The following is a 12,653-nucleotide window of genomic DNA, read 5'->3' as shown; positions in this document are numbered from 1 at the left end:
AACACAGTACATATGAAGTGTTCTACTTGATACTATAGCACTTTCACTGACAGACTTCCAAAAATGTTGATTCTGGAATAGCTTGGCAGAAGGTAAAAACTGATGTTGAACGTTTATTATCTGTTTATTATCTATAGATATTTCCATGAAAAGGGTAGACACATTTTTGAACTAATGAGATGCTAGACATGTAATTATTCTAATCGACATGTTACAGCAGAAAGGAGCAGGCTATGTACAAGAAGTTGATATCACTCGTGTTAATGTTCGTCATTCTTGTTCCACTCACGCCGGAAGCACAAGCAGCTAGCCCAACGCTTGAAGCTCCATCCAATCTCAAGGTTCAGCTGTTTCAAGATGCAGACAGTATGCCAATCTTTCATCTTACATGGGATAATCCGCAGAGCGTGAAAGCTCAACTGCTGGAAGCGCAAGCTAATGACGGCAAGTATACGATGGTAGTTCATGTTGACTATTCTTATAAAGGAAAGCCCTATATTTCAGAGAAACGCGCGCTAAACGAGTGGGGAGCAGGACAAGCCGCAGAAACAACAACTGCGAAATTCAAGCCGGAAGCCGTCGCCGGAGATCATTTTAAAGCGACTGATTATACATTTCGAGTATTCTATGTGATGTATTCAAACGAAACGAATGAATATACCGCATCTCCATTCTCGAATACCGTTTCGTTTAAGCCGGTTAACTATAGTCATGTCAGCAACTGGGCTGTACACGAAGTAAAGAGAGCTGAGAAGTATGGACTGATTACAGAATCGATAAAGGATAATTTGAATTCTCCGATTACACGCGAGGAGTTCGCAGAGCTTGCCGCAAGATTATATGAAGTGTATATGAACAAGCCGGTAACGCCTGCTCCAGCTGGAACATTTATCGATACGAACAATTCAGAAGTGCTGAAGGCTTATAAGCTAGGTATCATAAATGGGATCGGAAATAACAAGTTTGAACCTAATGGATTAACGAATCGCGAGCAGGTGGCAACCATGCTGAGCCGGGCGATTCAAGTTATGGCACCTAACGCTGATTACTCTACGGCCGGCGCGCCGGAGTTTGCAGACGATGATAAGATCGCACCATACTTCATTAATAATGTTAAATATATGGCAAAGCATGAATATGTGAAAGGAATGGATGGCCATTTTGATCCTCAGGGGAACTGTACTCGTGAAATGGCGGTTTTGATCGCAGTTCGAATATATGAAGCCCATAAGAAATAAATAAGAGGATTGCATATTGAATTCAAGTATATCGAGAGGACAGCGAGAGATTGCTGTCCTTTCGCCATATATATGTACTGCTTGCTCTAATGATTAGAAGCGCTTGGGTTATAAGCCACTCCATCTATCATTAAGAGACAATCTGAATCTATAAATTGCGTTGTTGATGTCATCCTTGCAGGAAACTGATCAGCAGCAAAGTAATCGTAGAATACCTTTTCCATTTCAGGTAGATCGTTAATGTTCTTGAGGTAAACATTTACCTTGACTAACTGATCTAATGATGTGCCGCATTTATGCAGCGTTTCTCTCAAATGTTCGAAGGTATGATGTATTTGCTGTGTGAAGCTCTCCCCAAACCCTCGATGCAAACCGAGAAATACGTAATCCCCTGCTTCAACTGCTGATGAATAGCTGAACGGAGTTGGAATTCTGTTCACCATAACGTTTCCCCCTAGATGAAGTGTTTTGACGTACTCATGTAGATCAAAAATAGTATAGAACATATGTTCTTGTTTGTCGATGTGCCTATTCGAATACTAGATCATTATCAAGAAAATGATTTTGGTGTTAAAATATGGTATAAAGTGGGTGTGCAGGATGATCGATTGTTTAGGCTTATGAAGATGAACAGCCAAGGGGAAGTCTAGATGACCATGCATCAGTTCCCATTGGCTGTAGCCGCTTTAGATTCGTTTTATACTTTCGATAATGATGCCGTGCTTATGTCGTGTTGAACCGCTAACCTTTATCGGGACGCTCGTTCTACCAGACATGAGATGCCGATGTCCATCTGCGAATCGAGTGAACACACGGAAGCGGTGGAAGTGTCTAGCACCCTGCCCATTAATCGCTGGGCCCGTGATACCAGAGAAAAAATGCCGGTGTCTAAGAGCGATCTGTGTGAAACCATCGAACGTGTGTCGATGTGTTCCAATACCTTGTATGAAGCGTTTTGTAAAATTGTCAAAGCGATGACGATGTCCGAAGTTAAACGAAGTGTTGCCGCTCATTCGGTGCTGGAAACGATTCGTGCGGAATGTGGAGCTCTCCCTCATACCTGAGCTAAGCTTCTTAGAGCTAGCTGATTTATGGGATCTGTTCTTCAATACGAACCCTCCTAAACAATCTATTCATCAGGATATTGTACTACTAAGGCATCTGATTGGTAACGGCATTCGCACAGAATGGGCTATACGGTAGTCTGCATATAATTAAAATCAACTACAAGTGAAATGGAAGGAGAATTATGTGATGCCGCAGATCTCAGATGAATCGACCGCTATTGCAAGTCAATTTAATGGATTTAATAGGGTTAAGTATTCCACTGAAACACAACAGCGGTTGTATAAGCGCACCCTGTTTATAGTTGTTATATCTCAAATATTCGGCGGAGCGGGACTAGCTGCAGGAATTACGGTAGGTGCGCTTCTTGCACAGGATATGTTGGGCACCGATCGATATGCGGGAGTTCCAATCGCTCTGCTGACGCTGGGTTCAGCATTGACCGCGCTGTTGGTAGGGCGATTCTCTCAGCGCCATGGTCGCCGTCTAGGACTTGCAGCAGGATTCTTCGCTGGCTGGATCGGTGCAATCGGAATCATAATATCCGCTCTAGCCGATAATATTGTATTGTTGTTTACCTCACTGTTAATCTATGGCGCAGGTTCTGCTACTAACTTGCAAGCACGTTATGCAGGTACCGACTTAGCGAATTCGAAGCAGAGAGCGACTGCGGTCAGCATTGCCATGGTATCCACTACATTCGGTGCAGTTGCAGGTCCGAACTTAGTAGGAGTAATGGGGCAGTTTGCTCTGTCTATTGGCGTACCTGCATTAGCTGGACCTTTCCTGCTGGCATGCGCTGCTTACATCCTCGCAGGAACCGTATTATTTGTATTTCTGCGCCCAGATCCTCTCATTGTTGCGAAAGAGTTGGCGAAAGAGCAGAGCATGGGTCCGAGTGAGTTAAGTACATCGAACCCCAGCACACCTTCGCTTGCTGTTAATAAACGTGGAACCATTGTAGGTGCTACGATTATGGTATTAAGCCAGATCGTGATGACCTCTATTATGACAATGACACCTGTACATATGAGACATTATGGTCATGGACTAGGAGCGGTCGGAATGGTAATCGGCATTCATGTCGGGGCCATGTATCTTCCATCGCTTGTGACGGGAATGCTCGTTGATAAGATCGGGCGTACAGCAATGGCGGTGGCATCTGGTGTAACTCTATTAGCTGCTGGCGTCGTTTCTGCTGTCGCCGGCGATTCCTTGCCTATGCTCATCACCGCGCTCGCTCTGCTTGGACTGGGATGGAACTTTGGATTGATAAGCGGAACAGCGCTTATTGTTGATGCTACTCCGCCGTCCACGCGCGCTAAGACACAGGGGAGTGTAGATGTATTGATCGCGTTGGCCGGGGCTTCTGGAGGCATGCTCTCTGGGATGGTGGCGGCACAGACGAGCTATGCAGCCCTTTCGCTTGGCGGCGGATTTCTTGCGCTGCTGCTCATACCTGTTTTAGTGTGGTCACGCAGGGATGCACAATAGTGGCAGGGGGCGTATATGTTTGTTCGCTGGTTAGTGGTTGCGGACACACAGGCCGCTATTTGAGCAAAAGTGGGCTGTTTTGCTGGCTTAGCGGACCGTGGTTCCGCTATTTGCACAATATTCGCCGAAAATGGCATGTTTTCAGGTGAATAAGGTCTCCTGTGTCCGCGAAACACGCGAAACCCCTCGTTTTTGCGGAAATAAGGGCTGTACGGTCCGTATAGCGTCGCGTTGAAGGCGAAAGCGGCTAAGTAAACAGAAGATAGTGGTTGCGGACACACAGGCCGCTATTTGAGCAAAAGCGGGCTATTTCGATGGCTTAGCGGACCGTGGTTCCGCTATTTGCACAATATTCGCTGAAAATGGCATGTTTTCAAGCAAATAAGGTCCCCTGTGTCCGCGAAACACGCGAAACCCCTCGTTTTTGCGGAAATAAGGGCTGTACGGTCCGTATAGCGTCGCGTTGAAGGCGAAAGCGGCTAAGTAAACAGAAGATAGTGGTTGCGGACACACAGGCCGCTATTTGAGCAAAAGCGGGCAATTTCGATGGCTTAGCGGACCGTGGTTCCGCTATTTGCACAATATTCGCCGAAAATGGTATGTTTTCAGGCGAATAAGGTTCCCTGTGTCCGCAAAACGCGCAAAACCCCTCGTTTTTGCGGAAATAAGGGCTGTACGGTCCGCTGCGCGGCGCGTCGAACGCGAATCAAAAAAGTCCTCTCCCACACGATCTTGATCGTTGGGAGAGGACTTTTTAATTACTCTTTAACTGCGCCAATGACAATCCCCTTCACGAAGAAGCGCTGCAGGAAAGGGTAGACGAGCAGAATCGGAAGCGCGCCGATAAAGATCTGTGAGGCGCGAATCGTACGCTGCGACAAGTTAGCGACCAATTCAGGGTCCATCTGCGTCATATCCTGCTTCACGATGATCGTTTGCATAAAGCTTGCAAGCGGCATCTTGTCGGTGTCGCGAATGTAGATGATGCCGTCGAAGTAGGAGTTCCAATGAGTGACCATAACGAACAGAGATATCGTCGCAATGGCCGGCAATGACACGGGCAAGTATATATTGATAAACGTGCGGAAGTGTCCCGCCCCGTCGATGAGCGCCGCTTCTTCGAGCTCTTTCGGAATGCCGCGGAAGAAGTTGAGAAGCAGGATGATGTTATAGACGGATACTAAGCCTGGCAGGATAAGGGCCAATAGCGTATTCATCAACCCGAGCTTCAAGATGAGAATATAGCTTGGAATCAGGCCGCCGCTGAACAGCATTGTCACGACAAAGTACCATAAGTAGATATTGCGCCCACGAAAGACGCGAGTTTCTTTGGATAGAGCGTAAGCTGCGACGGTGTTCACGATCAAGGCGAGCGTTGTTCCCAATACCGTTCGCTGCACGGATACCCACAAGGACGTAAGAAAATGCTCGTTGCTAAACGTTTTCACGTATGCTTCAAAGTTTAATCCCATCGGCCAAAAGGTGACAAGTCCGGCATTTGCAGGAGCTGTATCGCTCAATGAGACCATCAGCAGGTGATATAGCGGCAATACGCAAAGTATCGAAAGTATGGATAAGAACACATAATTGGCGATGCTAAATATTCGATAGGGCAGTGTTTTATGATACACAAGTTGTCCCCCTTTCTAGAAGATCCGGTATCCTGCAAATTTGTAGGCTAGCCGATAGGATACAATGATTAAGATAAGACTGATCATCGATTTAAATAAGCTGACAGCAGTAGAGAAGCTGAACTGACCGCCTAGCAAACCTTGGCGGTAGACGAACGTATCGATAATATCCGCCTGCTGATAGATTAGTGGGTTGTACAAGTTAAAGATCTGATCGAAGTTCGCGTTCAATACATTGCCTAGCGCTAAAGTAGCAACCACGATAACGATAGGCAAAACAGTAGGAATTGTAATGTGTGTCGTTTGCTTCCATCGACTTGCGCCGTCTACTTCAGCTGCTTCGTACAGAGCGGGGTTAACATTTGTTAATGCCGCTAAAAAAATGATTGCATTGAAGCCGAACTCCTTCCACACATCACTGAATATGACCGTAAATCGGAACCAATCGCCATCCATTAAAAACGGAATAGGTTTAGTGCCGAACAGAGTGACGACAAATTGATTAATTAATCCTGTCGAAGAAAGCATATCGATCAATATTCCCGCGAGAATAACCCATGATAGAAAGTGCGGCAGATAGACGAATGTCTGAACGGAACGCTTAAATCCCATATGGCGGACTTCATTTAATAATAAGGCGAATACAAACGGGATGATTAAATTCAACACGATCTTCGAACATGCAAAGAACAGCGTATTCATCGTAATTTGCATAAAGTATTCATTTTCAAACATATAACGAAAATGCTTCAGTCCAACCCACGGAGAGCCCGTTACTCCTAGATTGGCCTTATATTCCTGAAACGCTATGATGATGCCTGTCATCGGAATATACGAAAAGATAAAGACCATGATAACCGCTGGCAGCACCATAAAATGCAAGGTCCAAGGCTGCTTTATGCCGGTTGACTTTCTTGACTTCGGCTTGTTGGTGCGAGCTGCTTGCTGTAAGGGTTCTACTCTCATAATGCTCTCCCGTCCTCCAAAAATGGTTTGTGCATAGCTGGAATCTTTGTTATATATAGTATCAAGCACACTTGCCTCGGGACTATATGACATTGTTAGGATTGATATGGTTTTGTAGAGAACATCATCTGGGGGGACAATTAATGGGGTTAAGTAATGGGATTGGATTGGTGCGTAGAAAAGCAAGCGCGAAGTTTAGTTTGTCAGCGAAAATGAACTGTTTAATCTTACTATTATTTGTTCCGATAATTATTATGTACTCCTATTCCAACGATGTAGCCTTCAACGTAGTCAGTAAAGAGCTTCAGATGTCGAATGCTAGACAGTTGGCTTTTCTATCAAATCAGATCGATTCTCGCATTAACCAAATGATGGACTTTACCATTACATTTTCACGAGATCCGAACGTACAGAAATTCAATGGCTTAGCGCTATGGGAAGATCGCTATGACCGCATGCAGACTAGATATGTCATTCAAGAGAAGATGAGGCTGCAGTCAGGGATCACAAGCATATGGCCTGCAAAATACACGGTGTATTCTCAGCAGAATAAAGAGATGGTCTCTAACGCAAACGACGCTAGGGCATATGATGAGGAATATTTAAAACAGAATATGAGCGGAAAATGGACATACGGTGACGGCACCAGCATCGCTGCTGATCAGAAGAAAGATTTCTATTGGTTCTATAGCGACTCAACTGGACAGCAAGGTACGCTGACTGGGAGTAACCTCGTCGTCTCCGCTCGCTTCGGACACGAAAACATTCAAAACATGCTGGATACTTATAAAGCTGGGGGACAGGGGGATCCTTTTTTTTATCATAAAGGAGAAAGCTTAATTACGAACCGTACCGCGGACAATGTGCTGATGAATGAAGTTCAGCAATACTTGGATACCAAAACTCTTGAAAATACGACACAGCAGATCGCTCAATTGAATGGCAAGGATTATCTGGTAATGTCGAACAAGTCTCCATATCTGAATTGGCATTTGGTTGATGTAGTGCCGTTAGACCGAGTATTAGGGCCGATTGAATTTAGCCGCAATCTGTTCTATGTTTCGCTGGGGCTATTATTTGCAGTGGGTTTATCTGTGTCTTTTCTGTTGTACCGCAACGTCCAGCGTCCGATCCAGAAGCTGATCCATGGATTGAAGCGAGTTCAGCGGGGAGATTATTCTGTTCGGATCAGTTCTAACGACAATAACGAATTTACGTTTTTGTTTAGGCGCTTTAATGATATGTCTCGTCAGATTCAGGACTTAATAGAGAACGTGCTTACTGAGAAGCTAAGAGCTCGCGAGGCGACTTTAAAGCAGCTGCAGGCGCAGATTAATCCGCATTTTCTGTATAACTGTCTCGGCTATATTATCAATATGGCTCAGATGAAGGATGAAGAAGCGGTCGTCTCAATGGCTTATAATCTCAGCGCTTACTATCGATACACGACTCGGATGGAACAGCAGTCGGCCGTCCTGAAGGATGAAGTTCAGCTGCTCGTTAACTATCTCGATATACAGAAGCTTCGCAATGGGCGGATTCATTATCATATCGATATACCGGAAGAAATGCTGGTTCAGCGTGTACCTCGCTTGCTGCTGCAGCCGATCGTAGAGAATGCTGTCATTCATGGCGTAGGGAAATCTTATACCGCAGGGGAAATTCGGATTAGTGGCGAGATGTCAAGCGGCTTCTGTCGAATCTATGTCGATGACGACGGTCCTGGCTTAGAGCCGGACATGCTGGATGCATTGAATCACAAGATGCATGAGTCGCTGCAGGAAGAGATGGGCTGCGGATTATGGAATACGAATCAACGGTTGATGCACCAATTTGGAGAGAATTCCAATTTGACATTCAAGAAATCAGCCTGTGGAGGATTTCGTACAGAGATTGTCTGGGAGATAGCCGCTGAGGAGCAGCAGAGTCAGCACACAACCACACCAGGAGGTAAGACAATTGCAGTTAATTATCGTTGATGATGAACCACATTGGGTAGATAACTTATCCATGCATAAGCCTTGGCACACTCTAGGCATTGACCTTGTACATAAAGCCTATTCCGCGCAGGAAGCGCTGCGAATCATTGAAACTTATCCGATTGATATTGTCATCTCGGATATTCTGATGCCCGAGATGACGGGAATTGAGCTGATCGAACACATTCGGCTGCGGGATCGTAGAATCAAGTTTATCATCCTATCCGGTCATTCGGACTTTGAATACGCGAAGAAGGCGCTTCACCATCAAGCGGTGGATTATCTATTAAAGCCGCCGATGGATAATGAATTGTTCGATGCGGTTAGGACGGCGATCGAGCAGTTAAATGTTGAATGGGAAAGCGTCAGCTCGCTGGAACGTACCCAATATACGATAAGAGAAAATCTGCCGCTGCTGCGCGGTCAGCTTCTACTGGACGCGCTACATGGTCATTGGATATCGAAAGACGAATGGAATCGTAAGCTAATGACGTACGGGCTGCCATTTCATGACGGAGATTGCGCATTAATGCTCGTTCGTATGGAGGGTGAATTCGAGCCGTATAAACAAAACGGACAGCAGTTGTTGGAATATGCCATTATCAATATGGCTCAAGAAATTATGGGGGAGTTCATGGAGGTATGGGGCGTTAGAGAGGAACATGGCTATCTTGTATTTGCGCTGCAGATGAAGCGGGAGCATGCTGATATAGGACAAGAGGCGCTGTTGGAGAAGCTTGCATTGCAACTTCAGTACAAAGTGAAGCAGTTTCTGAAGGGCTCGCTCTCGATCGTAACGACAGAGAGCTTTCCGTTGTCCGAGCAATTATCGGATCAGTACCGTCAAGCCATTGCGTATTTCCTGCAGATTGTAGGTGATGAAAAGGAATTCATCATCAAGGTAGGTGATAAGAAGCACCATGATGCCAATGGATCGTTGGACGAGCTCTATATGCCGCCGTTACTGATGAATCTGCTGGAAGCAGGACGATGGGAGGCAGCGGAAGAGAAGCTTATCGCCGTATGCGCGGAACTGGATATGAAATGGCATGATTCCTTGGAGCATTGTATGGAAGCGGGATACGTCATCGCATCCTCTTATACCAATCTTGCTCATCGAAACGGCTATACATTAGCCAAATTGCTAGGGCCTAATATGGAACAGATGCTGAGCGGAGAAGCATTCTCCTCCATTAGCAAGCTGCGCAAGTGGGCGATTAGCGCTCTAACTAAGCTGAGAGAGGGAACCTCGAATGAAGTGAAGGACATCCGCTCTCAGTATGTGAAGAAGATTCAAGCCTACGCGGAGGATAATCTGCATCGGGATGTATCACTGCGCACTTTGGCAGACCATGTCAACCTCCATCCTACACATTTGTCGAAGATCTATAAGATCGAAACTGGCGAGGGCATCAGCGAATACGTATACAGGCTTCGGATGGAGCGCGCTTGCCATATGTTGAAGACGACGGAGAAGAAAGTGTATGAGATCAGCTTAGACATCGGATATCTCGACCCAGCTTACTTCATTAAGGTGTTTAAACGACAATTTGGCATAACGCCGCAGGAATATCGTGAAGGAAATGAACACCATAACAGAGTAATATGAAAACTAATATTGTCATATAGATGACATTCCCATTAGTTGATAAAGTTACCTGTGTAAACATCACACTCTGTAGGGGGAAGTGTTCATGGGAAAATTCAAAAAGTCATTGCTCCTGCTTCTCGTCATGACACTCGTCTTTATCACAGCTTGCAGCGGTAAGTCCGGAGATACTGCCAAGCCTGAAGATAACGCGAAGCCGAGCACACCAGAAGTTGTTGATTCCAATGCGATTGATACGGTCTTCTCGAGAGGCAAGTACGATCCGCCCATCGAGTTCAGCTCTGTGTTAATGCCTACCAAGCATGTCAAAGGCGATACGAACGAGAACAACGTTCATGATCGCTGGATGCTGGAAACACTGGGTATGAAACATAAAGATACGTGGTATCCTGCAGGCGACGAGCAGTACAGACAGAAGCTTCAGCTTGCAATTACTTCTGGCGAGAAGCTGCCTGACTTTGTATTTGTGCCCACCGATGCCGTGCTGACCAACCAATTGATCGATTCCGGTCAGTTTATCGCAATTGACGAGCTGTTTGACAAGTATGCCAATGATATATGGAAAGGCCATACGGAGAAGAATCCGGAACTATGGTATCCATTTACACGGGACGGCAAGAGATACAATCTACCTATCATGGAATATACCGATAATGACGACACCATCCTATGGCTTCGTGAAGATTGGATGGAGAAGTTGAATCTGCAAGCTCCGAAAACGATAGCAGACTTAGAAGTGATCATGGATAAGTTCAAGAATGAGAATCCAGATGGCTTGGCTCCGGATAAAGTGTATCCACTTGCCATCTCCTTGAAAGGCAATACCAACACTTGGATGGGCGGGCTGGATTGGCTGTTCGGCGCATACGGCACTATCCAAGAGCAATGGAACAAGGATGCCAATGGCAATCTTGAATATGGTTCCGTTCATCCTGGATCAAAGCAAGCGCTTGCGAAGCTGAAAGAATGGATGGATAAAGGCTATATTCATACTGATTCCGCACTATGGGATGAAGGCAAGTCCGCTGAGATCTGGACGAGAGGCGAAGCGGGTATTCTGCCTGGAGCGAACTGGGTTCCAGACTGGCCTGCTCCAGACTTATTGAAGAACGTGCCAGGCGCCAAGTATAAAGCATATCCTGTGCCTGCTGGTCCTGACGGATTGATGGGTACGAAGTGGCAGAATTCCGGTGTCAACCGAAGCTATATGATCAACAAGGATGCGAAGCATCCAGAAGCGCTCATTCTCTATTATAACTATATGTTGGAAAACTTGGCGAACCCTCAAGTGGGAAGCCCATTTGAGCACGGATTTGCTAAAGGCTATGACTGGGATATCGTCGATGGCCAGCCTACGAGTGATAAAGACAAGATTCCGGATTTCTTTGACAAATTCAATTATTTGACGGGTCCTGCGCGTATTCCGGATCTTTATATGAAGACATTGGTTAAGCTTGCTGACGGTCAGAAACCAGAAACTCCTTATGAGAAGCAATTGTCTGAATTCCGCAAGCCTGAAAACTGGTACGCCGCAAAAGTGGTTATGTCGCAAATGGATATCCGCAAGCAGAACTACTTTACGGGAGCAGCAACGCCGACGATGATCGCGAAGTGGAACCTTCTTCGTCAGTCCGAAATGGAAACATTCAATAAGATCATATACGGTAAACTTCCAGTTGATGCGTTTGACCAATTCGTAGCAAGCTGGAAATCGAATGGTGGAGACGAAGTTACGAAGGAAGTCAACGATTGGTTCAAATCCGTATCTAAATAATCCATTATTCTTGAAATGAACATGCAAATGGGGCTTCCGCTAGTCATGATGATGACGAATGCGGTTGCCCCATTTTGCGTATAAGCCAGCTATTGAAACATTTGCGGAAACTGCTTAATGATCGCATCAGACAGCATTTCCGCCATCATCAGTGCTTCCATCTCAATCTGATCGTACAGTTTTATACTTGTTTTATAATCCTTTTTCAGCATGGAAACAGCTTCTGACTTCGTCAAGGCAAGATGATTATAGAACATCTTTTTGAATTGCTCTTGATCTAAGTACGGCATTATACTGCCTAAGAACTGGACGATCTCGTCAGCGTTCGCATACCATTTCTTCTCTATTTCCGCCGCTTTTTGCATATCTCCGGCTTTCGCCGCTTTAACAAGATCGGCTGCAAGGACTAAGTGATCATTCATTAATTTAGCATATTGTGCCGCTGCTTGCTCCCCATAGTAAGGCTTTAATGAATTGCCGGAATCCGTAGCGTTCTGCAGTAGTCGTGCGATCGAAGCTTCCAGATCAGGCAATCCAAATACGATGCTCATAATGACCATTCGTGTCCATTCCACATGCTGATTCCACAATAAACGCATATAAGCTCTGAAGTCGCACTGCGATTTTGTCATGGATACTGAGCCTGAGTTGCGGGGCAAGGTGAAAGATTCCTCATGAAGTACAACCGGGTAAGCAGAGTGCGCACAGTAGTGCACATCCTCACGATTGTAGGCGGTATCCCATCCTGGATGTGGGGCATTTACATATGGATTGTAGTGCTGTGAGTAAGGTTGGTATTGTTCGACCTGATAAGGAGCATAGAATGTACCGGTAAACGGTTGAGTATACATAATGCTTCTCTCCTTTATAACAATGTACATCATTATATGGGGAGAT

Annotated in this window: 10 protein-coding genes; 5 read left to right on the top strand and 5 right to left on the bottom strand. The window is 45.6% G+C overall.

The window, feature by feature from the left end:
- The first annotated feature begins 233 nt into the window (after window positions 1–233).
- Window positions 234–1,238: an S-layer homology domain-containing protein gene (locus tag ACXX53_RS07580; protein ID WP_458568022.1), complete on the top strand. Its 1,005-nt coding sequence runs from the start codon at window positions 234–236 to the stop codon at window positions 1,236–1,238.
- 86 nt (window positions 1,239–1,324) lie between these two features.
- On the opposite strand, the gene ACXX53_RS07575 is transcribed toward ACXX53_RS07580, so the two are convergent.
- Both ACXX53_RS07575 and ACXX53_RS07570 read right to left on the bottom strand, forming a co-directional pair.
- Window positions 1,325–1,681 carry a RidA family protein gene (locus tag ACXX53_RS07575; RefSeq protein ID WP_458568021.1) on the bottom strand — a complete coding sequence of 119 codons (357 nt, stop codon included), beginning with the start codon at window positions 1,679–1,681 and terminating at the stop codon, window positions 1,325–1,327.
- Window positions 1,682–1,924: 243 nt separating this feature from the next.
- Window positions 1,925–2,347: a YmaF family protein gene (locus ACXX53_RS07570; protein WP_458568020.1), complete on the bottom strand. Its 423-nt coding sequence runs from the start codon at window positions 2,345–2,347 to the stop codon at window positions 1,925–1,927.
- A 145-nt stretch (window positions 2,348–2,492) separates the two neighbouring features.
- Here ACXX53_RS07570 and ACXX53_RS07565 point away from each other — a divergent pair, with 145 nt between their 5' ends.
- A complete protein-coding gene (locus ACXX53_RS07565; RefSeq protein WP_458568019.1) occupies window positions 2,493–3,797 on the top strand; it encodes an MFS transporter in 1,305 nt (434 codons plus the stop codon).
- A 758-nt stretch (window positions 3,798–4,555) separates the two neighbouring features.
- On the opposite strand, the gene ACXX53_RS07560 is transcribed toward ACXX53_RS07565, so the two are convergent.
- On the bottom strand, window positions 4,556–5,428 hold the full coding sequence (locus ACXX53_RS07560) for a carbohydrate ABC transporter permease (protein ID WP_458568018.1): 873 nt from the start codon (window positions 5,426–5,428) through the stop codon (window positions 4,556–4,558).
- Window positions 5,429–5,443: 15 nt separating this feature from the next.
- Window positions 5,444–6,301, bottom strand: coding sequence for an ABC transporter permease (locus ACXX53_RS07555; RefSeq protein WP_458568366.1), 858 nt, complete (start codon window positions 6,299–6,301; stop codon window positions 5,444–5,446).
- Window positions 6,302–6,537: 236 nt separating this feature from the next.
- Between ACXX53_RS07555 and ACXX53_RS07550 the strand changes: the two genes are divergently transcribed.
- The 3 genes from ACXX53_RS07550 (at window position 6,538) to ACXX53_RS07540 (ending at window position 11,756) form a co-directional block, all read left to right on the top strand.
- Window positions 6,538–8,373 (top strand): sensor histidine kinase, encoded by a 1,836-nt coding sequence (locus ACXX53_RS07550; protein WP_458568017.1) that lies wholly within the window; start codon window positions 6,538–6,540, stop codon window positions 8,371–8,373.
- Complete coding sequence (locus ACXX53_RS07545) at window positions 8,354–9,982, top strand: response regulator transcription factor (protein ID WP_458568016.1); 1,629 nt, start codon at window positions 8,354–8,356, stop codon at window positions 9,980–9,982. Before ACXX53_RS07550 ends, ACXX53_RS07545 begins: the two co-directional genes overlap by 20 nt.
- 85 nt (window positions 9,983–10,067) lie before the next feature.
- A complete protein-coding gene (locus ACXX53_RS07540) occupies window positions 10,068–11,756 on the top strand; it encodes an ABC transporter substrate-binding protein (protein WP_458568015.1) in 1,689 nt (562 codons plus the stop codon).
- A gap of 89 nt (window positions 11,757–11,845) precedes the next feature.
- On the opposite strand, the gene ACXX53_RS07535 is transcribed toward ACXX53_RS07540, so the two are convergent.
- A complete protein-coding gene (locus ACXX53_RS07535) occupies window positions 11,846–12,607 on the bottom strand; it encodes an acetylglutamate kinase (protein WP_458568014.1) in 762 nt (253 codons plus the stop codon).
- Window positions 12,608–12,653: the final 46 nt, after the last annotated feature.

It is taken from the genome of Paenibacillus marinisediminis (genome assembly GCF_054343325.1).
The sequence above is the reverse complement of the archived record's forward strand: the minus strand, read 5'-3'. Positions and strand labels throughout refer to the sequence as shown.